The following is a 23,811-nucleotide window of genomic DNA, read 5'->3' as shown; positions in this document are numbered from 1 at the left end:
ACGGTCTCGTTATGGCACGGGGAATGGTTCGAGTGTAGACGGGCATTTCAGGGGAGGAGTATTGCGGGGAGTTTTTATCTAGTGGATAGCAAAACCCCCGGCCTGGGCCGGGGGTTCTGGGATCACTCGTCGAGGAAGGAGCGCAGATGCTCGCTTCGCGTCGGGTGGCGCAACTTGCGCAACGCCTTGGCTTCGATCTGACGGATCCGCTCGCGGGTCACGTCAAACTGCTTACCGACTTCCTCAAGGGTGTGGTCGGTATTCATGTCGATGCCGAAACGCATGCGCAGTACCTTGGCTTCACGGGCAGTGAGGCCGGACAGTACGTCGCGAGTCGCTTCCTTAAGGCTCTCAACAGTGGCGACATCGATTGGCGACTGCATGGTCGAGTCTTCGATGAAGTCACCCAGGTGGGAGTCTTCGTCATCACCGATCGGGGTTTCCATGGAGATCGGCTCTTTAGCGATCTTCAATACCTTGCGGATCTTATCCTCAGGCATTTCCATGCGTTCACCCAGCTCTTCCGGGGTCGGTTCACGACCCATTTCCTGCAGCATCTGCCGGGAAATACGGTTGAGCTTGTTGATGGTCTCGATCATGTGCACCGGAATACGGATGGTGCGGGCCTGGTCGGCAATCGAGCGAGTGATCGCCTGACGGATCCACCAGGTGGCATAAGTCGAGAACTTGTAGCCGCGACGGTATTCGAACTTGTCCACCGCCTTCATCAGGCCGATGTTGCCTTCCTGGATCAGGTCGAGGAACTGCAAGCCACGGTTGGTGTACTTCTTGGCGATGGAGATCACCAGACGCAAGTTCGCTTCAACCATCTCCTTCTTCGCGCGGCGGGCCTTGGCCTCACCGATCGACATGCGGCGGTTGATGTCCTTGATCTCGGCAATCGTCAGACCGGTTTCGTTCTCAAGCGCGGTCAGCTTCTGCTGGCAACGGATGATGTCCGGCTGCAGGCGACCAATGGCTTCGGCGTACTTCGACTTGCCCTTGGCCAGCGCATCGCTCCAGCTTTCGTCAACTTCGTTGCCCGGGAACTGGCGCAGGAAGTCGGTGCGCGGCATGCGTGCATCACGCACACATAGCTGCATGATCGCCCGCTCTTGTGCACGCAGGCGCTCAAGGGCACTGCGAACGCGCTCAACCAGGCCTTCGAATTGCTTCGGGACCAGCTTGATTGGCATGAACAGCTCAGCCAGGGCCAACAGTTCGGCGATTGCCTGCTTGTTGGAGCGGCCGTGCTTTTTCAGTGCCTTGCGGGTGATTTCCATTTGATCGGAAACCGCACCGAAACGCTGGGCAGCAATAATCGGGTCTGGACCGCTTTCGGCTTCCTCTTCGTCATCGGTGCTGGCTTCAGCCTCGTCGTCGTCGGAGTCGTCGTCCGCTTTCGCGGCTTTGGCATCGACAGGCGGCGGTACTTCGGCAGCAGGCGGCGCGATGCCGTCGTCCGGGTCGATATAACCGCTCAGGACGTCGGACAGGCGGCCACCTTCGGTGGTGACGCGAGTGTACTCGGAGAGAATGTGGTCAACCGTGCCAGGGAAGTGCGCGATGGCGCCCATCACTTCACGGATACCCTCTTCAATACGCTTGGCGATTTCGATCTCGCCTTCGCGCGTCAGCAACTCGACGGTACCCATTTCACGCATATACATGCGCACAGGGTCAGTCGTGCGACCGATGTCGGTCTCCACCGCGGCCAGCGCTGCAGCGGCTTCTTCAGCGGCTGCCTCGTCGGTATCGGCGTCGGCCAACATAAGGGCGTCCGCATCCGGAGCACTCTCGTGTACGGGGATCCCCATGTCATTAATCATGCGGATGATGTCTTCCACCTGCTCTGGATCTGAAATATCCTCAGGCAGGTGATCGTTGACCTCTGCGTAAGTCAGATACTTCTGCTCACGACCAAGGGTGATCAACTCTTTGATACGAGACTGCTGTTGCGCTTTTCCGGACATAACACCCTATCCACTGAAGGTCTTGGCGGGCAAAAAACAAGCCGAGGATTATACCCGAGCTATGACCTCACACGCCAGCTGAGGTCGGGTTTGATGTGCAAACGTTCTGTTTTAAGAGGTCGCGCATCTGTTTTGCTATCTGAATTTGCTCGTCAGCCGATAATCCCGGCTGCCGCGCTCTCTTGATCAGTTCATCGAGGGTCTGCGTATGCTGACCCGCGGATAACCTAGTAATGGTGTCTAAAAACTGTTGTTCAAGGTTGTCGCCGTCAATTAGCCACTCCTTTTCCGCGAGGACTTTCAACAAGCGGCCTTGCTCTGTGCCGTGCCAACGAGCCATCAGTTGAATAGAGTTTAGCTTAGGATTTTTCTGCACGGCCTCGATCAGGGCGATCAGCACTTGAGCATAACTGTTGCTTTCGTTCGCAAAATGATCGGCGCTCTCGACCTTGCCCGCCAGTTGCGGGTGATGAATAAGCGTGCGCAGCGCAATCAGCATGGGCGCTTCTACGGCAACCGGGGTGCGCGGGGCGTAGGCCTCGTCGCGATCACCACGCTTACCGTTCTTGCTCCAGGGTTTCTTATCCCACTTCTTGCCGCCGGCGCCGGGTTTCTTCGGTGTCCACTCCTGCTGAGGCGCATAGGCTTCGTGCGGTTGGTGGAAATCGGCATAGTCCGGCATGGCGTCGTAATCCATGCCGGGGTCGTAGGCTGGCGGCGCGTCCTGGGGGGCGCTGTGCACCAGCTGGCTGACCGCTTCGCCGCTTAAACCGGTAATTTCCAGCAGACGCTGGCGCATCAGGGTGCGCAGGTTGGCCCCTGGTACCTTGTCGATCAGCGGCGCGGCGAGGGTGGCCATATGGGCCTTGCCTTCGAGGGAGCGCGGGTCGGCCTCTTCGGTCAGTTGCTGGAAGAAGTAGTCTGCCAGCGGCTGCGCATGTTGGTTGATGCGCGCGCGGAATGCATCGGTGCCTTCGGCGCGCACCAGGGTATCCGGGTCTTCGCCTTCGGGCAGGAACAAAAAGCGCGCACGACGCCCGTCCTGCAGGCTCGACAGCGTCGCTTCGAGGGCGCGCCAGGCGGCGTTGCGGCCGGCCTGGTCGCCGTCGAAGCAGAACAGCACGCTGGGCACTACGCGGAACAGGCGCTTCATGTGTTCTTCGCTGGTCGCCGTGCCGAGAGTGGCGACCGCGTTACGCAGGCCTTGCTGGGCGAGGGCGATCACGTCCATATAGCCTTCGACCACGATGATTTCATCGAGGTTGCGGTTGTTTTTGCGTGCTTCGAACAGGCCGTAGAGTTCCTGGCCTTTGTGGAATACCGGGGTTTCCGGGGAGTTCAGGTACTTGGGCTTGTCGTCCCCCAATACCCTGCCGCCAAAGGCGATGATGCGCCCACGGCTGTCGCGGATCGGGAACATCACGCGGTCGCGGAAGCGGTCATAGCGCTTGCCGGTTTCAGCGTTTTCCACCAGCAGGCCGGCGTCGATCATGGCTTTTTGCTGGAGGGTGTCGCTGCTCAGGTGTTTGTACAGATTGTCCCAGCCCGGCGGGGCGAAACCCAGGCCGAAATCACGGGCGATTTCACCGGTCAGGCCGCGGCCTTTGAGGTAGTCGACGGCGGCTTTGCGCTGTGGATGGCTTTTGAGCGCCTGGCGGTAGAAGTCGGCGGCGGCAGTCAGCAGCGGGTACAACGGCGAGTCGGTGGGTTGCCGGGGTTTATGCGGGCGACCACTTTCTTCGCGAGGGATTTCCATGCCGGCGGCTTTGGCCAGTTCCTCGACTGCCTGGGGAAAGTCCAGGTTGTCGTGGTCCATGATGAAGCCGAGGGCATTGCCACCCGCGCCGCAGCCGAAACAGTAGTAGAACTGCTTGTCGGGGCTGACGCTGAACGACGGGGTCTTTTCCTTGTGGAACGGGCAGCAGGCGGTGTAGTTCTTGCCCGCTTTCTTCATTTGCACGCGTGAGCTGACAACATCGACGATGTCGGTGCGGTTCAGAAGGTCGTCAATAAAGCTCTGGGGAATTAGCCCGGCCATGGCGTTCTCGTCATCACTGCGTGTAAATGAGGGCCCGTGAAGTGCTCAGGCGCACGTATCAAGTGGCTTGACCATCAATTGTTCGCTTGAGCTGCCAGGAAGTGTATCTGCCGAATAATCGCTGACGTTAGTGCTCGTCAGCATTCGGCGAAGAAAATTTGCCCGGGAGTCCGGTCTTGGCCTATGGGCGGCCTCGGAAGCTCATCGATGGGCACAGTCGACCTGTTGATCGCCTGCTTACAGAATAAGTGTGCTCGTCAGTAGCCTTGTTAGGCTCGTCAGAAGAGACGCGCACCGCTGGCAGAAGAGCCAGTCCTGACGTGTGAAGCAGTTGTCTCGGTCGCGTGTGCGGCGTCGACGATGAAGCATCAAGCGATATCCGCAAATGCCAACAGCCCGGCTGAGGGCCGGGCTTGGCAGAAGCTTGCTACGAACGTCTGTGTATTAGTACAGACGAACGGCGCGGCGCTGTTCGCGCTGAACTTTCTTCGCGTGACGCTTAACAGCGGCTGCTGCTTTACGCTTACGCTCGGAAGTTGGCTTCTCATAAAATTCGCGGCTACGAACTTCAGCCAGAACACCGGCTTTTTCGCAGGAGCGCTTGAAACGACGCAGAGCTACGTCGAAGGGTTCGTTCTCTTTTACTTTGACGGCTGGCATCCAGAGCTACCTTCTTTCATTACCGGGATCAACGTTCTCGTCGCAAAAAATTCGCGGCTGAGGTCGTCGGTTTTTAAGGGTTGCGGATGTTAACCCCTCATTGCCCGGAATGCAAAGCCTCTGATCGAAAACCGCTGGTCGGGAGGGGGAGTGGCGACTATTATGCGCGCCTTCGAATTCAGCCTCTACAAGGCGCAAACCCATGCTAGTACTGGGACTTGAAACCTCTTGCGACGAAACCGGTGTCGCACTTTACGACAGTGAACGCGGGCTTTTGGCCGATGCACTGTTCAGTCAGATCGACCTGCACCGCGCCTATGGCGGCGTCGTGCCGGAGCTGGCCAGCCGTGATCACGTCAAGCGCATGCTGCCGTTGATTCGCCAGGTGCTGGACGATGCCGGTTGCGTTGCGACCGAGATCGACGCCATTGCCTACACTGCCGGCCCTGGACTGGTCGGAGCCCTTCTGGTTGGGGCCTCTTGCGCTCAGGCGCTGGCGTTTGCCTGGGGGATTCCGGCACTCGGCGTGCACCACATGGAGGGTCATTTACTGGCACCCATGCTGGAAAAAACACCGCCGCAGTTCCCGTTCGTCGCTTTGTTGGTTTCGGGCGGTCATACGCAGCTGGTTCAGGTCGATGGGATCGGCCAATACACGCTCCTGGGCGAATCCCTGGACGATGCTGCCGGTGAAGCCTTTGACAAGACCGCGAAGATGATGGGCCTCAATTATCCCGGTGGCCCGGAAATCGCGCGTCTCGCTGAAAGAGGCGTTGCCGGTCGTTACACCTTCCCGCGTCCGATGTGCGATCGCCCTGGCCTGATGTTCAGTTTCAGCGGCCTGAAAACCTCTGCACTCAATACCTGGCAGCACAGCGTCAGCGCCGGGGACGACAGCGAGCAAGCCCGTTGCGACATCGCACTGGCGTTCCAGCAGGCCGTGGTGGAGACTTTGACCATCAAGTGCAAGCGTGCGCTGAAACAGGCGGGCATGAAGCGCCTGGTGATTGCCGGCGGCGTCAGCGCCAACAAGGCACTGCGTGCTTCATTGGAAAAGATGCTCGGCGACATGAAGGGCGATGTGTTCTATGCGCGCCCGGAGTTCTGCACCGACAATGGCGCGATGATCGCCTATGCCGGATGCCAGCGCTTGCAGGCCGGGCAGCACGAAAGCCTGGCGATCAGCGTGCAGGCACGCTGGCCGATGGAGCAGTTGCCGCCGTTGTAAGGCGTTAGCCTGAGCCGGGCTCATCGGGGGTATTTAAAAATGCCGTTCGCGCCCGGCAAACAGGTCGCGTAGATTGCCGCGGTGGCGCCAGACGATCAGCAGTGTCAGCACGCTCATCGGCAACAGCGCCGCCGGTTCTTGCCAGGCCAGCAATGGCAGGGTAAGCGGCGTGGCGATCAGCGCCGCCAGCGAGCTGGTGCGGGTCAGGTAGAACGTCAGCAGCCAGGCGAGCACGGCCAGCAATGCCGCCGGTGGGTAGATCCCCAGGAGCATGCCGGCCGCCGTGGCGACGCCTTTGCCACCGCGGAAGCGAAAGTACAGGGGAAACAGATGGCCCAGGACGGCGCATACGCCCACCCAGGCCTGCTGTTGCAGGGTGAGGCCGGCGAGGCTGGCGATCAGCACGGGCAGCAGGCCTTTGCACAGGTCGCCCAGCAGCGTCAGCACGGCGAGCTTCTTGCCGGCCAGGCGCAACATGTTGGTGGCGCCGGCATTGCCGGAGCCACTCATTCGCGGGTCGGGGTTTCCCGTCAGGCGGCTGAGCAAAATGGCGAAGGACAGCGAGCCGAGCAGGTAGGCGAAAATCGCCAGTGACCAAAACATGCTAACTATTCCGGGCGAGGACGCCCTGATTCTAACGGGGCATTGCGCCCTTGTCGTGCTGCGGAGAAGAGCTTGGACAGAGTGTTTATCGAAGGCCTGGAAGTCGACACCGTGATCGGGGCCTACGACTGGGAGCGCGGGATTCGCCAATGCCTGCGCCTGGACCTGAGCTTCGCCTGGGACAATCGCCCGGCCGCGGCCGGTGACGACCTGACCCTGGCGCTGGATTACGCCAGCGTATCTGCGCGTATCCAGGCCTTTGCCGAGCAGTCCCAGTACCAATTGGTGGAAACCTTCGCCGAGCGCCTGGCCGAGGCCCTGATGAGTGAGTTCCAGATTCCCTGGCTGCACCTCAAGCTGACCAAGCCCGGCGCCGTGCCGGCCGCCAAGGGTGTGGGTGTGGAGATCGAGCGCGGATGTCGCTGACTCAGGTTTACCTTGGTCTCGGTAGCAATATCGAGCGCGAGCCCCATCTGCGTGCCGGCCTTGATGCGTTGGCGACCTTCTTGACGGATATGCACTGTTCGGCGGTGTTCGAAAGTCAGCCGGTGGGCATCAAGAGCGGGCCGTTCTTCAACCTGGTGGTGTCGGCCTACACTGACCTGCCGTTGATGGAGCTGGATCGTCGTCTCAAGTTCATCGAGGCCGACAATGGCCGCTATGCGCCAGATCGCAAGGGCTTGCCGCTGGATATCGACGTGCTGCTGTACGGCGAGCTGGTGGGTAATTTCGACGGCTTGATCCTGCCCAGGGCGGAGATCCTGAAGAACGCTTTTGTGCTGTGGCCGCTGTCGATGATGGTGCCTGATCGCGTGCATCCCGAGGCAGGCAAGACCATGGCTGAGCTGTGGCGTGACGCGCAGATCGATCAAGTGCTGGCGCCTGTCGCGTTTGAGTGGCAGGGCCGACAGCTGACGCCAAGCTCCCTTCTGTAGACGCGAGCTTGTTGCTCCCTCGCCACGAAGACGGTCTTCTACGGTGAGGATTGTTCCTTGTAGGCTTTCAGCGCTTTGAGCCGTTCTCGCTTGAGGGCTTCACCCAGTTGCGGGCCTTTGAAACCTTTCTCCAGCAACGGCGCCACAGCGACCTCGCGTGCCGCCCGCGCCGCGCCGCGCAAATAATCCGCCTGTGGATAACTACGCTGCTCAAAGCCCTTGCGGCCGCGGGCGTCCATTTCGCAGGCGACCACAAACTCTTCAAAACGCTGCGGCCGGCGGTACACGTCAAAGCTCTGCAGCAACTCCAGCAATGTCGAGGCCTTGAGCTCCAGGGCGCGATGACCATGGGTGTGATATTGGCCAACCAGCAAGGCCAACTCCTGACAATCCCTCGGCACCTTGAAGCGTTCATTGATCGCTTTGATCAGTTTCAACCCCGTGTGCTCGTGGGCAATGTGCTGCGGTAACTTATCCACAGGTGTCAGGCCTTTACCCACATCGTGCAGCAGGCAGGCCCAGCGAACGGTCAGCGGCTGGTTGTGCAAGGCGGCCTGCTCCAGCACGCTCAAGGTGTGTACGCCGGTATCGATTTCGGGGTGATGAGCTTCGGGTTGTGGCACGCCGAACAGTGCATCCACTTCGGGCATCAAGGTTTTCAGCGCATGGCAATCGCGCAGGACCTGGATAAATACCTGGGGTTGATTCTCCATCAATGCCCGGGAGATTTCCTTCCAGCTACGCTCCGGCGTCAGGGCTTCCAGTTCGCCGGACTCGCTGAGTTGGCGCATCAGTTCCAGGGTTTCGGGGGCTACCGTAAAACCCAGGTGTGCATAGCGTGCGCAAAAGCGCGCAACACGCAGTACTCGTAAGGGATCTTCGGCGAACGCGGGGGAGACGTGCCGCAGTATGCGGGCTTCAAGATCGCGCTGGCCGTGGTAGGGGTCGGTCAGGGTGCCGTCATCGTCCTGCGCCATGGCGTTGATGGTCAGGTCGCGACGAATCAGGTCTTCTTCCAGGGTGACTTCGGGGCTGGCATGAAACACAAAGCCGCCATAACCCCGGCCACTCTTGCGTTCGGTGCGGGCCAAGGCGTATTCGTCACCGTTTTTCGGGTCCAGGAACACCGGGAAGTCCGCACCGACCGGCTTAAAGCCCTTGGCCAGCATTTCTTCGGTGGTGGCGCCGACGACCACGCGATCGATGTCAGTGACCGTGATGCCCAGCAAGCGGTCACGCACGGCACCGCCGACTTTATAGATTTTCATGAAAAAAGCCTCCATTAGCGCCACAGGATAACGCCTGTGCCCGGTCAATGGAGGCTTTGCCGCTTCAGAGGTGAACGACGGCCAGGTCCAGGCGGCCGTAGTCGTTGTCGTTATGATCGCTGCGTGGCGGTACGTGGTGTGTCTTCATCACTTGGTCGCCTTGCAGGGTTTCCAGGTGAATGTCGAAACCCCACAGTCGGTGCAAGTGCTTGAGTACTTCCTCGGTGGATTCGCCCAGGGGTTTGCGGTCATGTTGCTGGTGACGCAGGGTCAGCGAACGGTCGCCGCGTACATCGATGCTGTAGATCTGCACGTTGGGCTCGCGGTTGCCCAGGTTGTACTGCGCCGCCAGGGTTTCGCGGATGGTGCGGTAGCCGGGCTCGTCGTGGATGGCCGGCACCACCAGGTCATCCTTGAGGTCATCGTCCAAGATGCTGAACAGCTTGAGGTCGCGGATCACCTGGGGCGACAGGTACTGCAGGATAAAACTCTCATCCTTGAAACTGCTCATGGCGAACTTGATGGTGGACAACCAGTCGCTGCCGGCGATTTCCGGGAACCAGCGGCGGTCTTCCTCGGTGGGGTGTTCGCACATGCGCCGGATATCCCGGTACATGGCAAAGCCCAGGGCGTAGGGGTTGATACCGTTGTAATACGGGCTGTCGAAGCCGGGCTGGAACACCACGCTGGTGTGAGAGGTGAGGAATTCCATCATGAAGCCGTCGGTGACCAGGCCCTCGTCATACAAATCGTTCATCAGGGTGTAGTGCCAGAACGTCGCCCAGCCTTCGTTCATCACCTGGGTCTGGCGTTGCGGGTAGAAGTATTGCGCGATCTTGCGCACGATACGCACGATTTCCCGCTGCCACGGCTCCAGCAGCGGTGCGTGTTTTTCCAGAAAATACAGGATGTTTTCCTGAGGTTCGGCGGGGAAGCGTGCATTGTCCTTGTCGCTGTTCTTGCCGGCGCGCTTGGGAATGGTGCGCCACAGGTCGTTGATCTGCTTCTGCAGGTGCTCTTCGCGTTCTTTCTGACGCAGGCGTTCTTCCTCGGCTGAGATCGGATATGGACGCTTGTAGCGGTCGACACCGTAGTTCATCAGGGCATGGCAGGAATCGAGCAGGTCTTCCACCGCATCAATGCCGTGGCGCTCTTCGCACTGCATGATGTACTGCTTGGCGAATACCAGGTAATCGATGATCGAACTGGCATCGGTCCAGGTGCGGAACAGGTAGTTGCCCTTGAAAAAGCTGTTGTGCCCATAGCAAGCGTGCGCCACCACCAGTGCCTGCATGCAGATCGTGTTTTCTTCCATCAGGTACGCGATGCACGGGTCGGAATTGATCACGATCTCGTAGGCCAGGCCCATCTGGCCGCGACTGTAGGACTTCTCGGTGCTGAGGAAGTGTTTGCCGTAGGACCAGTGGTGGTAGCCCAGGGGCATGCCCACCGAGGCGTATGCATCCATCATCTGTTCGGCGGTAATCACTTCGATCTGGTTGGGATAAGTATCCAGTGCATAACCCGCCGCGATGCGGCTGATTTCCCGGTCATAGGCCTGGATCAGTTCAAAGGTCCACTCGGACCCGGTGGAAATGGGTTGGCGCTTAGTCTCTTTTTTGGCGGTCATGTCACTAACCTGCGCTGGAAGAGTTCACGGAAGACCGGATAGATATCGCCGGCCGAGACCAGTTGCTGCTGGGCGAACGTATCGGCAAAAGCTTCGCCGATGCGCTCGTATTCGAACCACAGGGCCTGGTGCTCACGGGGGGTAATTTCGACGTAGGTGTAATACTGCACGAACGGCATGATCTGGTTGATCAGAATGTCGCGGCAGATCGGCGAGTCGTCGTTCCAGTTGTCGCCGTCGGAGGCCTGGGCGGCGTAAATGTTCCACTCGTTGGCCGGATAACGCTCGGCCATGATCTCTTGCATGAGCTTCAGCGCGCTGGACACGATGGTGCCACCGGTCTCGCGCGAGTAGAAGAATTCCTCTTCGTCCACTTCTCGCGCGCTGGTGTGATGGCGAATGAACACGACGTCGATCTTGTCGTAGTTGCGCTTGAGGAACAGGTACAACAGGATAAAGAAGCGCTTGGCAATATCCTTGGTGGCCTGGGTCATGGAGCCGGACACGTCCATCAGGCAAAACATCACGGCCTTCGAGCTGGGGTTGGGCTGTTTAACCAGCAGGTTGTACTTAAGGTCGAAGGTGTCGAGGAACGGTACGCGGTGAATGCGCGCGCTGAGTTTCTCGATTTCCGCCTCTATTTCCTGGATATCGCCGAAGTTGTCCGGTTCTTCACGTTTCAGGCGCGCCAACTCTTCCTTGGCATCCTTCAATTTGGCGCGACTGCTGCCCGACAGAGCGATACGTCGCGCATGGGCCGAACGCAGGGTACGGATGATGTTGATGCGCGAGGGGTTGCCCTCGTTGCTGATACCGGCGCGCACGGTCTTGAAGGTGTCGGTGCCGGTCAGGTTGCGTTTGACCAGATTGGGCAGTTCCAGGTCCTCGAACATGAATTCGAGAAATTCTTCCTGGGTGATCTGGAACACGAACTCATCCATGCCTTCGCCGGAGTTACCGGCTTTGCCTGGGCCTTTACCGCCGCCACCGCCCTGGGGGCGCTGGATATGTTCGCCGGTGGTGAACTCTTTGTTGCCTGGGTGCACGACGGTCTGTTTCCCGCCTCGGCCGTGGTGCAGCACCGGTTCGTCGATGTCTCTTCCGGGAATACTGATTTGTTCGCCATGCTCCATATCGGTGATGGAGCGACGGCTGACGGCCTCTTCAACCGCCTTTTTGATGTGGTCACGGTAACGCCGCAGGAAACGCTGGCGGTTTACCGTGCTCTTGTTCTTGCCATTGAGGCGTCGGTCGATCACATAGCTCATAGGCCCCTCCGGGGAGCTTCAAGTCGTAAGCTTCAAGCTGCAAGAGAGAGCCCGCTGATGTTCGAATCAGTGGCTTTTCTCTTGCAGCTTGTCGCTGGAAGCTTGCAGCTGTTTCTCTCACTGCGATTTCCGGACCCGTAGGTACCATTCCGACAGAAGCCGTACCTGTTTGTCGGTGTAGCCACGCTCGACCATTCGTGTGACGAAGTCGTTGTGTTTTTGCTGATCCTCCTTGCTGGCCTTGGCGTTGAAGCTGATGACCGGCAGCAGATCCTCGGTGTTGGAGAACATTTTCTTCTCGATGACCACCCGCAGCTTCTCGTAGCTGAGCCAGGTAGGGTTTTTGCCGTTGTTGTTGGCACGGGCGCGCAGCACGAAGTTGACGATCTCGTTGCGGAAATCCTTAGGATTGCTGATGCCGGCCGGTTTTTCGATTTTTTCCAGCTCCTCGTTGAGGGCCACGCGATTGAGGATTTCGCCGGTTTCCGGGTCGCGGTATTCCTGGTCCTGGATCCAGAAGTCCGCATACAGCACGTAGCGGTCGAAGATGTTCTGGCCGTATTCGCTGTAGGACTCCAGGTATGCGGTCTGGATTTCCTTGCCAATGAACTCGATGTAGCGCGGCGCCAGGTATTCCTTGAGGAAGCGCAGGTAGCGCTCGCGGGTTTCGGCCTGGAATTGCTCCTGTTCGATCTGCTGTTCCAGCACATAGAGCAGGTGCACCGGGTTGGCGGCGATTTCGTGGGGATCGAAGTTGAAGACTTTGGACAGAATCTTGAACGCAAAGCGCGTCGACAGACCGTTCATGCCTTCATCAACGCCTGCCGTGTCGCGGTATTCCTGTATCGACTTGGCCTTGGGGTCGGTGTCCTTGAGGTTTTCGCCGTCGTATACGCGCATCTTCGAATAGATATTCGAGTTTTCCGGCTCTTTGAGGCGCGACAGTACGGTGAACTGCGCGAGCATCTTCAGGGTGTCGGGTGCGCAATGGGCCTTGGCCAGGGAGCTGTTGAACAGCAGTTTGTCGTAGATCTTGATCTCATCGCTGACCCGCAGGCAGTACGGCACCTTGACGATATAGATCCGGTCGATGAAGGCTTCGTTGTTCTTGTTGTTGCGGAAGGTGTGCCATTCCGATTCGTTGGAGTGAGCCAGCAGGATCCCGGTGAACGGGATCGCGCCCAGCCCTTCGGTGCTGTTGTAGTTGCCTTCCTGCGTCGCGGTGAGCAATGGGTGCAGCACCTTGATCGGTGCCTTGAACATTTCCACGAACTCCATCAGGCCCTGGTTGGCCCGGCACAGTGCGCCCGAGTAGCTGTAGGCGTCGGCGTCGTTCTGTGGGAATTCTTCGAGTTTGCGGATATCGACCTTGCCCACCAGCGCCGAAATATCCTGGTTGTTCTCATCCCCCGGCTCGGTCTTGGCCACACCGATCTGGTTGAGGATCGATGGGTACAGTTTCACCACGCGGAACTGGCTGATATCACCGCCGAACTCGGCCAGGCGTTTGGTGGCCCAAGGCGACATGATGGTGTTGAGATAGCGCCGTGGGATGCCGAAGTCTTCTTCGAGGATCGCGCCATCTTCCGTGGCGTTGAACAGGCCCAGGGGCGACTCGAACACCGGCGAGCCCTTGATCGCATAGAACGGCACTTTCTCGATCAGTTGTTTGAGTTTTTCGGCCAGGGACGATTTGCCGCCGCCGACGGGGCCGAGCAGGTAGAGGATCTGTTTCTTCTCTTCCAGGCCTTGGGCGGCGTGGCGGAAGTAGGAGACGATCTGGTCGATGCATTCTTCCATTCCGTGGAAGTCTTCAAAGGCCGGGTAGCGGCGGATCACCTTGTTGGAAAAGATTCGCGACAGGCGCGAATTGTTCGAGGTGTCTATCAGCTGCGGCTCGCCTATCGCCAGCAGCAGGCGTTCGGCGGCGGATGCGTAGGTGCTGCGGTCCTGTTTGCACAGTTCGAGATACTCTTGAAGCGTGAGTTCCTCCTGCTGTGTGGACGCGAAGCGTTGCTGGAAGTGGCTAAAAATACTCATGACGTCGTCACCTCGCTCGATACGTGGAGCCGACGCCGGATCAATCAGTCGATGCTGGCAGTCATTGACGATCGCCAATGACTGTTTTCCCCCCAGAACACCCTAAACGCTACCGATGACCCGCACGCCGGTGTACCGGCTCTCCCCTGATTTGGATGGCCTGCGCTTAAGGATAGTCGGAATCGGAGAGGGCAAGGGACGATGAGCAATTAGTTTGGCCGCGCCGTTCGTCAGAAACGGCGCGAGCCCAAGCGTCACGCGGGGTAGCGGGGTGTGAAAAAAATTATTGCGAATCGCCGGAAGAAATTTCCGCGGGATAGGTCGTACGCCACAACTCAAAACCGCCGTCCAGGCTATAGACATCAGAGAAGCCCTGGCTGATCAGGTAGGCGGCGGCGCTCTGGCTGGAGTTGCCGTGGTAGCAGGCCACGATCACCGGTGCGTCGAGGTCGGCGGCGCGGATGAAATCGGCGATGTTGACGTTGTCCAAGTGCTGGGCACCAGTGATGTGAGCGGCCGCGTAGGTCGGCTGGTCACGAATGTCGACGACTACCGCACCTCGCTCGCGCAAGGCCTGGGCTTGTTCGGGAGGGATACGTTTGAATTCGCTCATGGCGGGCTCCTATGGCTGTATGGCGGCCGGCTGTGTAGTGGGAGGGGAGGACTGGCATTGGCACCTGTGGCGCTCGCCCGTGTCGATGTTCATCAGGGTCATGGCGCCACCCCACACGCAGCCGGTGTCGAGGGCGAACACGCCGGGTTCGTCGCATTTGCCTTCCAGGGCCGCCCAGTGGCCGAAGATGATCTTCGTGTCACGGGTCTTGCGCTCCTTGTGGGCGAACCAGGGCTTGTAGCCGGGCAGGGCGGTGTCGGCACCTTCCTTGCTTTTGAGGTCCAGCTTGCCTTCGGCCGTGCAGAAGCGCATGCGCGTGAAGTAATTGGTGATGACCCGCAGGCGGGCAACGCCAGTCAGGTCGTTGTCCCATTTGACTGGCTCGTTGCCGTACATGCCGTCGAGATAGGCGGTGTACAGGCTGTCTTCGGCAAGCGCATGTTCGACTTCGGCGGCGCACTTGAGGGCTTTCTTCAACGTCCACTGCGGTGGGATGCCGGCATGGACCAGGGCCATGTTGCGGGCGTCGTCGTAATGCATGATCTTTTGTCGGCGCAGCCAGTCGAGCAAGTCGGCGTGATCGGGTGCTTCGAGGATTTCGCGCAGGGTGTCGCCCTTTTTCAGGCGCTCGATGTTATTACCGGCCGCCAGCAGGTGCAGGTCGTGGTTGCCCAGCACGCACACCAATGAATCACGCAGGTTATACAGGTAACGCAGGGTCTGCAGGGACTCGGGGCCGCGATTGACCAGGTCACCCACCAACCACAGGCGATCATGCGCCGGGTCGAAGGCCACGCGTTCAAGCAGGCACTTGAGCGGCTCCAGGCAGCCTTGCAGGTCGCCGACTGCGTACGTCGCCATCAGTGCAGGGCCCCCGGCACGGCGAGGCGGAAAGGCTTGATGATGGCGTCGAACACTTTGCCATCAGTGGCTTTCATCTGATACGAACCTTCCATGGTGCCAACCTTGGAGGTCATGACCGTGCCGCTGCTGTAGGTATGGCTGGCGCCAACGTCGATCAGCGGTTGCTGGCCGACAACACCCGCGCCGCGCACTTCCTCTTTTTGGCCATCACCGTCGGTGATCACCCAATGGCGTGACAGCAGCTTGGCCGGCACCTGCCCGTTGTTCTTCACCGTGATGGTGTAGGCAAAGGCGAAACGGTTGTGTTCAGGTTGCGATTGGTCCGCCAGAAAGCGGGTGACGACGCTGACGTCGATCTGGTAGCGAGGATCGGACATGCAAGAGGCCTTAAAAGCAAAAGCGGAGGACAGCAGATGCGGATCAGTCTAGGCCAAGAGGTGGGCACTAAGCCAGACGTGCTGTCTGGTATGACGCAGTTCAAATGTGGGAGGGAGCAAGTCGAATCGTCGCAGCGCCCCTCCCACATCTGGATCGCGTTGTCCTTCTGCCTTATTCCGCTGCGGGCGCAGGCTGGATGGCCAACTGGTCAGCCAGGCGCACGAACGCGGCCAGGTCCAGTTGCTCGGGGCGCAGGCTGCCGTCGACGCCGGCGGCTTCGATTTCAGCGTTGCTGAGCAGGGCCTTGAGCGTGTTGCGCAGGGTCTTGCGGCGTTGGTTGAACGCCTCGCGCACCACGCGTTCCAGCAGCTTGTGATCCTTGGCCGGGTGCGGCAGTACGGCGTGGGGCACCAGGCGGACAATGGCCGAGTCGACCTTCGGCGGCGGGTTGAACGCGCCCGGGCCGACGTTGAACAGGTGTTCGACGCGGCAGTGGTACTGGACCATGATCGACAAACGGCCCCAATCACCACCGCCAGGGCCGGCGGCCAGGCGTTCCACCACTTCCTTTTGCAGCATGAAGTGCATGTCGCGGATGATCCCGGCGTTGTTCAGCAGGTGGAAAATCAGCGGCGTCGAGATGTTGTACGGCAGGTTGCCCACCACGCGCAGGCTGTTGGGCGCGGCGTTGAGGGTATTGAAGTCGAACTTCAGTGCGTCGCCCTGGTGCAGGTTGAAGTTGGATTTGCCGGCGAACTGCTGGTTGAGGATCGGGATCAGGTCCTTGTCCAGTTCAACCACGTCCAACTGACCACCGCTGGCCAGCAGACCTTGGGTCAGTGCACCCTGGCCCGGGCCGATTTCCAGCAGGCGATCTTCAGGCTTGGCATGGATAGAGCGCAGGATACGGTCGATCACGCCAGCGTCGTGCAGGAAGTTTTGCCCGAAACGCTTGCGCGCCCGGTGTTGGTAATGCTCGGTCATATACGGGTCTCGGCCATCTGATAGGCGGTTTCCAGTGCCACAAGCAGGCTGCCAGTGTCGATCTTGCCGCTGCCCGCCAGGTCCAGGGCGGTGCCATGGTCGACGGAGGTGCGGATGATCGGCAGGCCCAGTGTCACGTTGACGGCGGCGCCGAAGCCTTTGTATTTCAGCACCGGCAGCCCCTGGTCGTGGTACATCGCCAGCACTGCGTCGCAGTGCTCCAGATATTTGGGGGTAAACAGAGTGTCCGCAGGCAGTGGGCCACGCAGGTCCATGCCTTCTTGGCGCAGACGCTCCAGGGTGGGTTCGATAATGTCGATTTCTTCATGGCCCAAGTGGCCACCTTCACCGGCGTGGGGGTTAAGCCCACAGACCAGGATGCGCGGTTGGGCGATGCCGAATTTGTGTTGCAGGTCGGCATGCAGGATGCGTGTCACACGCTCCAGCCGCTCGACGGTAATGGCGTCCGCAATCTCGCGCAGTGGCAGGTGCGTGGTCACCAGGGCGACGCGCAGGCCGCGCGTGGCCAGCATCATGACCACTTGAGCGGTGTGGGTCAGTTCGGCAAGGAATTCGGTATGGCCGGAAAAGGCGATCCCGGATTCGTTGATCACGCCCTTGTGGACCGGGGCGGTGATCATGCCGGCGAAGTCGCCGTCGAGGCAGCCTTGCCCGGCGCGGGTCAGGGTTTCCAGCACAAACGCGGCATTGGCTTTGTCCAACTGCCCGGCAACCACCTTGGCCTGCAGCGGGGTATCCCATATATACAGGCTGCCCGCCGGTGCCGGCAGGTCGGGCCAGTTGCCTGGCGCGGCGTCCAGCAGGTTGACAGCCACGCCCAGCTGCGCGGCCCGCTCAAGGAGCAGGTCGCGGCTGGTAATGGCGATCAGGGGGTGTGGCTGGGGTTGCGAAGCGAGCAGCAGGCACAGGTCTGGACCAATGCCGGCCGGCTCGCCGGGTGTTACCGCGAAACGCTGGGGTTTCACTGTACTGCCTGGTCGGTGCCTGTTTGCTCGGCGCCTGGCAGCTTGTTCTCGACGTAGGCTTCGTCACGGATCTGACGCAACCAGGTCTGCAACTCTTCGTCGTATTTGCGGTTGCGCAGTACGCTCAGTGCTTGTTGCTCGCGGGCCTGACTGGTGTTGTCAGTGGCGCGACGGCCAAGGACTTCCAGGACATGCCAGCCGTATTGAGTCTTGAACGGTTTGGACAGTACGCCTTGCGGAGTGTCAGCCATCACTTGCTGGAATTCCGGCACCAGGGCTTTCGGGTCGATCCAGTTCAGGTCGCCGCCGTTGAGGGCCGAGCCTGGGTCTTCCGAGAAGCTCTTGGCCAGGGTGGCGAAGTCTTCACCGCTTTGGATGCGGTCATAGATCTTCTGGGCCAGTTCCTTGGTTTGCGCTTCGCTGCGGATTTCGCTTGGTTTGACCAGGATATGACGTACATGCACTTCGTCTTTGAGCGAGGTCTCGCCACCACGACGTTCCAGCAGCTTCAGGATGATGAAACCACCTGGGGTGCGGGCCGGCTGGGTGATGCCACCGACTTCCATGGCGCTCAGTTCGCGGTCGAACGGAGGGGGCAGTTGAGCGGCTTTACGCCAGCCCATGTCACCGCCTTCAAGGGCGTTATCGCTGCCGGATTGGGCGATTGCCATCTGGGCGAAATCAGCACCGGCCTTCAAGCGCTCATAGATAGCCTGGGTCTTGGCGGCGGCGGCATTGAGCTGCTCGGAGTTGGCGCTGTCCGGGGTTGGAATCAGGATATTGGCCAGGTGCAGTTCTTCGGAAAGCTGCATCTTGCCCAGGTCCGATGCCAGGAAGTTCTTCACTTCCTGCTCGGACACCTGGACCCGCTCGGCCACACGGCGCTGGCGCACACGGCTGATGATCATCTCGCGGCGGATCTGGTCACGGGCGTCTTCATAGGAAAGACCGTCGTGGGCCAGGGCGGCGCGGAATTGATCGATGCTCATGTTGTTGCGCTGGGCAATGGTGCCGACAGCCTGGTTCAGTTCTTCGTCCGAGATACGGATACCGGAACGCTCACCGATCTGCAGTTGCAGGTTTTCGACGATCAGGCGTTCGAGCACCTGTTGGTCCAGCACGCTGGTAGGCGGCACACCACCGCCACGCTTGGCGATGGTTTGCTGAACTTCCTTGACCCGCTGGTCCAGTTGGCTCTGCATGATCACGTCGTTATCGACGATGGCCACCACTTTATCCAGCGGTTGAACCGCAGCGTGTGCCGATGCGGCCCCCAGGAACAGCGCGCCCAGCACGAGCGGGCGCAGACAATCAGAAAGCTTGGTTTTCACGTTCACGATAACCTTCAATGCCTTTGTCGAGGAAGCTCTCTACCTTGGCGCCGGTCAGGCCGCCGAGTCCTTTGAGGACGATTTGGAAGAAGAGCCCGTGGTCACCCTTTTCGTTAAGCGGGGCGAGCTGGCTGTATTCGTCGTTGGCAACCCAGTAACGGTTGATGACGCGCAGTTTCCAGCAGCAGTTGTCGTACTCGAAACCACCGAAGGCTTCCAGGGTACGGTTGCGGGCGTAGTCATACTGCCAGCGTGTGATCAGGTTCCACTGTGGAATGATCGGCCACATCATCGAGAAGTCGTGTTGCTGGATTTTGTAGTAATCCTTCACGAAGTTCGGATCACCCGGCTGACCATAGTCACCACCGAACTGCCATTTACCGGTCAACTGGTTGTAGACCACCTGGTCGTTGCGATAGCGGTAACCCAGGTTGACGACCTTGTTCGGGTTGTCTTCCGGCTGGTAGTGGAACATGGCGCTGCCGGAGCGGGCGCGGTGCTCCTCGGTGTCCCAGTTGTAGTCGGCGGTCGCACGCCAGTCACGGTTGAAACGGAACTCGTATTCGAGTGCGACTGGCGATACATCTGACTGCGCATCGGCACGGTCAGCCGCCAGGATACCCGGCAGTTGCACCTCGCGGTCTTTGAAGTACACGGCCTGGCCGACGCTTACGCGCTGGCGCTCAAAGCCGTTTTCTTCGATCCAGCGACTGGTGACACCCAGGGACAGTTTGTTCTCGTCACCGATCCGGTCGGAACCGCTGAAGCGGTTGTCGCGGAACAGCGAGCTGTAGCTGAAGGTGTACTCGCTGGTATCGAAGATCGGGATATCGCTCTGGTCTTTATTCGGAACATAAAGGTAGAACGCACGCGGTTCGAGGGTCTGGCGGTAGTCTTTGCCGAACCAGTTGGTGTTGCGATCGAAATACAGGCCGCTATCGATGCTGGCAACTGGAACTGCGCGGTCCTGAGAGCTTTTGAATTCGTCTCCCGCGGCCAGCGAATTCTTGCCGATGGTATCGAGGTCGAGGTCGTACTTGGTGTAAACGTATTTCAGTTTCGGTGTGATGAAACCGTACGTTGTTTCAAGCGGAAGCGACATGCTCGGCGCCAGGTTCAGACGCGTGCCGTTTGCACGGGTCAGGCCTCTGACATTGGTATCCAGGCGAGCGGTGGTTACACCGTCTTTATCAGTGAAGTTGCCGTTCTGAAGATCCCGATCAAATCTTACCGCTTCGGTCTCATAGGCGAACTTCAGCCCGCCCGGACTGTACGGCAGCGCACCATTGAAGGTGATCTGCGGCAGCCGGTCATACGGCGTGATCTGGGAAATGGTCGCCAACTGGTACGCCTGGACGTTCAGCCGTGCCTGATAGGAATCGCCACGATACGTGACAGCGCCTTGCTGGTTCAGGAAATCCCGGGATTCCACACCGATCTGGTTGGTCTTCAGATCCTGGAAGTAATAAGGATCGCTGATCTCGGTATAGTCGACCAGGGTCGATACACGCGAATCCAGCCCACCCTTATGCTGCCAATTGAGCATGTACCGAGTTTTTTCATAATCGGTCTGCTTCTTGCGCTCGTCGCTGTCGTCGTTCAGGTACGCGCCGCCGAACTGGCCTTCGCTTGACTTGGTGAGGTAGCGGAATTCGCCTTCCATCAACAGGCCGCGCTTGGTCATGTATTGCGGGTACAACGTGGCGTCGTAGTTCGGCGCCAGGTTGAAGTAGTACGGCGTGGTCAGCGTGAAGCCGGTTTCGCTGCCGGTGCTGAAGCTCGGCGGCAGGAAGCCGGACTGACGACGGTCGTCGATCGGGAAATAGATGTAAGGGGTGTACAGGATCGGGATGTTCTTGATCCGCAACGTCGCGTTGGTGGCCGTACCGAAACCGGTGGCCGGGTTCAACGTGATGTTGTTGCCCTTGAGCTGCCAGGCGTTGCTGTCTGGCTCGCAGGTGGTGTACGTACCGTCCTTGAGACGGATGATCGCGTTTTCGGCGCGCTTGGCGTACAGCGCGTTACCGCGGATACGCGACTTGTGCAGCACGTATTCGGCGTTGTCGATCTGCGCCGCACCGGTGTCCAGCTGAACCTCGGCGTGGTCGCCGACGATCAGGGCACCGTTGTCGCGCAGGCGCACGTTGCCATTGAGCTCGCCGCGGCTCTCGGCCTGGTACAGGCTCGCCTCTTCGGCTTCAAGCTGCATGCTGCCCTGGCGCATGACAACGTCACCGGCCAGGGTTGCGACTTGCTGTTCCTGCTCGTAACGAGAGGCTTTGGCACCGATGAAGGTGGGCGCATCGCTCTTGTTCGTCTTGTCGTTCATGCCAGGACGCGTCGGCTCGATGTACGCACCGGCGCAATAAGGACCGGTTTCGGCCAGCTGGGCCGCGGTCAACTTTTCGCGAGGTACCCAGTCAAGGTGACTGTAGTCGGCGCTGCGCGAACGCAGGCCACGGCCCTTGGCGTCGGTGACCAGTGCGGTCTTGGGCTCGGCCGCGGCACTGCCACCAGCCTCGGCCTGCGCCGTGCTGTTGGCCGAGCTGACGGCAGCGCCGTCATGCACCGGGCGCGGTGGCAATGGGGCTGCGGCGGTTTTTGGCGCGCAATCCCAGGCACCCGAAGCAGAGACTGAGCAGTCATACTGTTCCGCGGCGACCACGAATGAGGTGGCGAAGGGTTGCAAGGCCAGCAGACTGCCGGTTACCAGCAACGGAAATTTTCTACGAAACGCGGGGGATTTCAATGCCATCTTATTAGTCCGGGCTTCCTGCGTGCCATCTGCCCGCGGTTTGGGCCGCACGCCTCTCGATGGTCTGAAAGTTGGGTAGGAACAGACCATTTCTGGTCTGCTCCCCCCTAAAAACCGTACGTGCGCCTTTCAGCGCATACGGCTCAAGTCTTTACGAAGCCCCCCCTTGGGGGAGCCGGTTTGTACACTGTTAGTCCACGAGCGTGAAGCTGCTGGTGGCAAATGGGATGCAATAGTACCCGGTTGTCCAGCGAGTCACCACCGCCTTGTGAGCGATAAATGATGTGGTGGTCGTGCCACCCAGTCTCCCTAGATATTGGGCTTTTGCATAGTACGCACAGTCCTTTTTGGGATTGAAATAGATGAAGAATTTGTTTGCGGTACTTCAATTTCCCGAGCATCCGGGACATCCGCAATGCCTCTCCCATTTCTTCCATAGAGGGATCAAACGGATTGAAATCCCCGCTGATCTTCCTGTGCCTCTCAATCGGCGTGGCCTCTAGGGCGTATAACCGAATTGCCTCTTTGCCTCCTGACTCCGTTATGACCGTGGTGGCAAACACCCAGCTTCGATTTTCGTAGGTTTGGAAATACTTCTCCCTTACCCAATCGAGACTTTTGTTTGGGTGCCGCCTTTTCGCCCAACGCCAAAGCGCTTGGAATATTTGGTGTTCCATGCGGCTGTACGCCTTCTTGGCGACCACAGGCTGGTGATACAGCGCCCAGCCTCGCAGTATCGGATTAAGCAGGCGGATCAACTCCTCCTGTTTCACCGCTTTGTTAGTGCTGATGACCTCTTTTACCTTCCTATAGAACGCTTTCACGTTCTTTTTGGCAGGTTTGATCAGGAGTTTTCCGCCGTATTTGCGGAAATTCCAACCAAGGAAGTCGAAGCCTTCATCTATGTGGACGACGTGGGTTTTCTCAAGCGACAGCTGCAATCCTCGCACCGCGAGAAACTGCTCAACCCAAGGTTTGATCTCATTTTCGAGCATCTCTTTCGAGCTACCGGTAATCACAAAATCATCCGCATATCTCACCACGTTAATTTTCAGCTTCTTCGCCTTCGTCACGCCCAGATGTTGCTTGAGCTGTGATTCCAGTCCATCCAGCACCAAATTAGCCAAGGTGGGCGAGATAATCCCGCCCTGTGGTGTACCGGCATTCGTTGCCTGTAGCTGGCCTTTGTGAATCACTCCAGCTTTCAACCATTTTCGGAGGATTTCTTTGTCCGTTGGGACATTTTCGATCAGCCAGTCATGGTTGATGTGATCAAAGCAGCCTTTGATGTCCGCTTCCAGTACCCATTGGGCCGAAGCCTTCTTGGATAGACAAACGAACAACTGTCCCATCGCATCCGCCGTGGAGCGTTCGATCCGAAAGCCGTAGCTGTTTGGATCGCCGGTGGTCTCAGCGATAGGTGCCAGGGCTAGCAGGTATAGCGCCTGCATAGCTCTGTCAGTCATGGTTGGAATGCCCAGAGGGCGTTCTTTTCCATTCGATTTCGGGATAAACACACGCCGTAGTGGCCGTGGCTTATACCCGTGGCGCTTCAACCCATTTGCCGCTTTCCATTTGGCATCGGGTGTATCCCAGAGCACGCGGTCGACTCCCGCCGTGCGCTTGCCCTGGTTTTCAGTGACTCGCCGTATGGCCAAGTATCTGGCCGAACGAGAGCGGGTTAACATCCGTTGCAGGGCTTTCACCCGGCGCCAGTTGCCTTCCCGACAAGCCTTCGCAATCCGTATCTGCATCGCCCGTACGTTCTGCTGCACACGACACCAATCGATGTCATGCCAATGCTGCGGAACGCCGGAAGGCGCAGACCCGGCCAGTTGGCTAGGTACTAACATGCTGCCTTCCTCTCAAGTTTCCCGAGCAGAAGACGTACGCATCCCCTGACGGGAATGGACGCTCCCGTCAGGAGTGGATGAATAAGAAGCCCATTACTGCCGGACTTCGAAGATGATTGAGACAGGTTTACTCAGCGTTCATGCGATAAAAGACCACGCAGAAGTCTGCCCGGTTTCCCGTGGGGTAATGTTCCAACCCCTATCCGCGCCATTACAGCTCGGCGTTCGCTTTTTCTGCGATCCCATACCCGCACAGCCAACAGATCCCCTTGCGGTTCACCTGCCCGAAGGCGGCCATACGGGCTTACCACGTTCCCTACCTGTCACACGATTGGTTTAGGGTCTGCCTTTTCACCGGAGGCCTTGTAGCGACGTATTCCCACATCCCACAGGAATAACTGGCC

General features: G+C 59.2%; 19 protein-coding genes. 3 read left to right on the top strand and 16 right to left on the bottom strand.

Annotated features, from left to right (window positions below):
• Positions 1-122: 122 nt before the first annotated feature.
• The 3 genes from rpoD to rpsU all read right to left on the bottom strand — a co-directional run bounded on the left by rpoD (position 123) and on the right by rpsU (position 4,671).
• Positions 123-1,973 carry an RNA polymerase sigma factor RpoD gene (rpoD, locus tag PSH66_RS27245; RefSeq protein ID WP_003176492.1) on the bottom strand — a complete coding sequence of 617 codons (1,851 nt, stop codon included), beginning with the start codon at positions 1,971-1,973 and terminating at the stop codon, positions 123-125.
• A gap of 67 nt (positions 1,974-2,040) precedes the next feature.
• A complete protein-coding gene (dnaG, locus tag PSH66_RS27240; protein ID WP_003176491.1) occupies positions 2,041-4,011 on the bottom strand; it encodes a DNA primase in 1,971 nt (656 codons plus the stop codon).
• A gap of 444 nt (positions 4,012-4,455) precedes the next feature.
• Positions 4,456-4,671 (bottom strand): 30S ribosomal protein S21, encoded by a 216-nt coding sequence (rpsU, locus tag PSH66_RS27235; protein WP_002551877.1) that lies wholly within the window; start codon positions 4,669-4,671, stop codon positions 4,456-4,458.
• 202 nt (positions 4,672-4,873) lie between these two features.
• Between rpsU and tsaD the strand changes: the two genes are divergently transcribed.
• Complete coding sequence (tsaD, locus tag PSH66_RS27230; RefSeq protein WP_003176487.1) at positions 4,874-5,899, top strand: tRNA (adenosine(37)-N6)-threonylcarbamoyltransferase complex transferase subunit TsaD; 1,026 nt, start codon at positions 4,874-4,876, stop codon at positions 5,897-5,899.
• A 33-nt stretch (positions 5,900-5,932) separates the two neighbouring features.
• Here tsaD and plsY read toward each other — a convergent pair whose 3' ends face one another.
• Positions 5,933-6,502: a glycerol-3-phosphate 1-O-acyltransferase PlsY gene (gene plsY, locus PSH66_RS27225; protein WP_003176486.1), complete on the bottom strand. Its 570-nt coding sequence runs from the start codon at positions 6,500-6,502 to the stop codon at positions 5,933-5,935.
• Positions 6,503-6,574: 72 nt separating this feature from the next.
• Here plsY and folB point away from each other — a divergent pair, with 72 nt between their 5' ends.
• Together folB and folK are read left to right on the top strand one after the other, a co-directional pair.
• Complete coding sequence (gene folB, locus PSH66_RS27220; RefSeq protein ID WP_003176485.1) at positions 6,575-6,928, top strand: dihydroneopterin aldolase; 354 nt, start codon at positions 6,575-6,577, stop codon at positions 6,926-6,928.
• Positions 6,919-7,437, top strand: coding sequence for a 2-amino-4-hydroxy-6-hydroxymethyldihydropteridine diphosphokinase (gene folK, locus PSH66_RS27215; protein WP_003176484.1), 519 nt, complete (start codon positions 6,919-6,921; stop codon positions 7,435-7,437). Before folB ends, folK begins: the two co-directional genes overlap by 10 nt.
• A 38-nt stretch (positions 7,438-7,475) precedes the next feature.
• Here the strand turns inward: folK and PSH66_RS27210 are convergent, their stop codons facing one another.
• From PSH66_RS27210 to ltrA, 12 genes are all read right to left on the bottom strand, one after another.
• Positions 7,476-8,705, bottom strand: coding sequence for a multifunctional CCA addition/repair protein (locus PSH66_RS27210; RefSeq protein ID WP_141062965.1), 1,230 nt, complete (start codon positions 8,703-8,705; stop codon positions 7,476-7,478).
• Positions 8,706-8,769: 64 nt separating this feature from the next.
• Positions 8,770-10,335, bottom strand: coding sequence for a SpoVR family protein (locus tag PSH66_RS27205; RefSeq protein ID WP_078734916.1), 1,566 nt, complete (start codon positions 10,333-10,335; stop codon positions 8,770-8,772).
• A complete protein-coding gene (locus PSH66_RS27200; RefSeq protein ID WP_078826310.1) occupies positions 10,332-11,603 on the bottom strand; it encodes a YeaH/YhbH family protein in 1,272 nt (423 codons plus the stop codon). Before PSH66_RS27200 ends, PSH66_RS27205 begins: the two co-directional genes overlap by 4 nt.
• A 117-nt stretch (positions 11,604-11,720) precedes the next feature.
• On the bottom strand, positions 11,721-13,643 hold the full coding sequence (locus PSH66_RS27195; RefSeq protein ID WP_003176479.1) for a PrkA family serine protein kinase: 1,923 nt from the start codon (positions 13,641-13,643) through the stop codon (positions 11,721-11,723).
• 283 nt (positions 13,644-13,926) lie between these two features.
• The gene (gene glpE, locus PSH66_RS27190; RefSeq protein ID WP_003176478.1) at positions 13,927-14,256 is read right to left on the bottom strand and encodes a thiosulfate sulfurtransferase GlpE; all 330 of its coding nucleotides are present in this window, start codon (positions 14,254-14,256) and stop codon (positions 13,927-13,929) included.
• Between the two features lie 9 nt (positions 14,257-14,265).
• Positions 14,266-15,117, bottom strand: a complete 852-nt coding sequence (locus PSH66_RS27185; protein ID WP_003176477.1) for a symmetrical bis(5'-nucleosyl)-tetraphosphatase — start codon at positions 15,115-15,117, stop codon at positions 14,266-14,268.
• Positions 15,117-15,497 (bottom strand): Co2+/Mg2+ efflux protein ApaG, encoded by a 381-nt coding sequence (apaG, locus tag PSH66_RS27180; RefSeq protein WP_078826307.1) that lies wholly within the window; start codon positions 15,495-15,497, stop codon positions 15,117-15,119. The genes PSH66_RS27185 and apaG overlap by 1 nt, the downstream gene beginning before the upstream one ends.
• A 172-nt stretch (positions 15,498-15,669) precedes the next feature.
• A complete protein-coding gene (gene rsmA / locus PSH66_RS27175; protein WP_003176475.1) occupies positions 15,670-16,482 on the bottom strand; it encodes a 16S rRNA (adenine(1518)-N(6)/adenine(1519)-N(6))-dimethyltransferase RsmA in 813 nt (270 codons plus the stop codon).
• Positions 16,479-17,468, bottom strand: a complete 990-nt coding sequence (gene pdxA / locus PSH66_RS27170; RefSeq protein WP_305427986.1) for a 4-hydroxythreonine-4-phosphate dehydrogenase PdxA — start codon at positions 17,466-17,468, stop codon at positions 16,479-16,481. The genes rsmA and pdxA overlap by 4 nt, the downstream gene beginning before the upstream one ends.
• Positions 17,465-18,805 carry a peptidylprolyl isomerase gene (locus tag PSH66_RS27165; protein ID WP_305427985.1) on the bottom strand — a complete coding sequence of 447 codons (1,341 nt, stop codon included), beginning with the start codon at positions 18,803-18,805 and terminating at the stop codon, positions 17,465-17,467. Before PSH66_RS27165 ends, pdxA begins: the two co-directional genes overlap by 4 nt.
• Complete coding sequence (locus tag PSH66_RS27160) at positions 18,780-21,554, bottom strand: LPS-assembly protein LptD (RefSeq protein ID WP_305427984.1); 2,775 nt, start codon at positions 21,552-21,554, stop codon at positions 18,780-18,782. The genes PSH66_RS27165 and PSH66_RS27160 overlap by 26 nt, the downstream gene beginning before the upstream one ends.
• 143 nt (positions 21,555-21,697) lie before the next feature.
• Positions 21,698-23,407: a group II intron reverse transcriptase/maturase gene (ltrA, locus tag PSH66_RS27155; protein ID WP_305427983.1), complete on the bottom strand. Its 1,710-nt coding sequence runs from the start codon at positions 23,405-23,407 to the stop codon at positions 21,698-21,700.
• Between the last annotated feature and the right edge of the window lie 404 nt (positions 23,408-23,811).

This window comes from Pseudomonas sp. FP597, assembly GCF_030687435.1.
Taxonomy (GTDB): Bacteria; Pseudomonadota; Gammaproteobacteria; order Pseudomonadales; family Pseudomonadaceae; genus Aquipseudomonas; species Aquipseudomonas lactucae.
The sequence above is the reverse complement of the archived record's forward strand: the minus strand, read 5'-3'. Positions and strand labels throughout refer to the sequence as shown.

What these genes read in the sequence shown, in the direction of transcription:
- folK (WP_003176484.1), top strand. Translation starts at nt 6,919, where the DNA reads ATGTCGCTGACTCAGGTTTACCTTGGTCTCGGTAGCAATATCGAGCGC.
- glpE (WP_003176478.1), bottom strand. Translation starts at nt 14,256, where the DNA reads ATGAGCGAATTCAAACGTATCCCTCCCGAACAAGCCCAGGCCTTGCGC.
- rpoD (WP_003176492.1), bottom strand. Translation starts at nt 1,973, where the DNA reads ATGTCCGGAAAAGCGCAACAGCAGTCTCGTATCAAAGAGTTGATCACC.
- PSH66_RS27205 (WP_078734916.1), bottom strand. Translation starts at nt 10,335, where the DNA reads ATGACCGCCAAAAAAGAGACTAAGCGCCAACCCATTTCCACCGGGTCC.
- PSH66_RS27160 (WP_305427984.1), bottom strand. Translation starts at nt 21,554, where the DNA reads ATGGCATTGAAATCCCCCGCGTTTCGTAGAAAATTTCCGTTGCTGGTA.
- rpsU (WP_002551877.1), bottom strand. Translation starts at nt 4,671, where the DNA reads ATGCCAGCCGTCAAAGTAAAAGAGAACGAACCCTTCGACGTAGCTCTG.
- plsY (WP_003176486.1), bottom strand. Translation starts at nt 6,502, where the DNA reads ATGTTTTGGTCACTGGCGATTTTCGCCTACCTGCTCGGCTCGCTGTCC.
- PSH66_RS27200 (WP_078826310.1), bottom strand. Translation starts at nt 11,603, where the DNA reads ATGAGCTATGTGATCGACCGACGCCTCAATGGCAAGAACAAGAGCACG.
- dnaG (WP_003176491.1), bottom strand. Translation starts at nt 4,011, where the DNA reads ATGGCCGGGCTAATTCCCCAGAGCTTTATTGACGACCTTCTGAACCGC.
- PSH66_RS27185 (WP_003176477.1), bottom strand. Translation starts at nt 15,117, where the DNA reads ATGGCGACGTACGCAGTCGGCGACCTGCAAGGCTGCCTGGAGCCGCTC.
- apaG (WP_078826307.1), bottom strand. Translation starts at nt 15,497, where the DNA reads ATGTCCGATCCTCGCTACCAGATCGACGTCAGCGTCGTCACCCGCTTT.
- rsmA (WP_003176475.1), bottom strand. Translation starts at nt 16,482, where the DNA reads ATGACCGAGCATTACCAACACCGGGCGCGCAAGCGTTTCGGGCAAAAC.
- tsaD (WP_003176487.1), top strand. Translation starts at nt 4,874, where the DNA reads ATGCTAGTACTGGGACTTGAAACCTCTTGCGACGAAACCGGTGTCGCA.
- PSH66_RS27210 (WP_141062965.1), bottom strand. Translation starts at nt 8,705, where the DNA reads ATGAAAATCTATAAAGTCGGCGGTGCCGTGCGTGACCGCTTGCTGGGC.
- ltrA (WP_305427983.1), bottom strand. Translation starts at nt 23,407, where the DNA reads ATGTTAGTACCTAGCCAACTGGCCGGGTCTGCGCCTTCCGGCGTTCCG.
- PSH66_RS27195 (WP_003176479.1), bottom strand. Translation starts at nt 13,643, where the DNA reads ATGAGTATTTTTAGCCACTTCCAGCAACGCTTCGCGTCCACACAGCAG.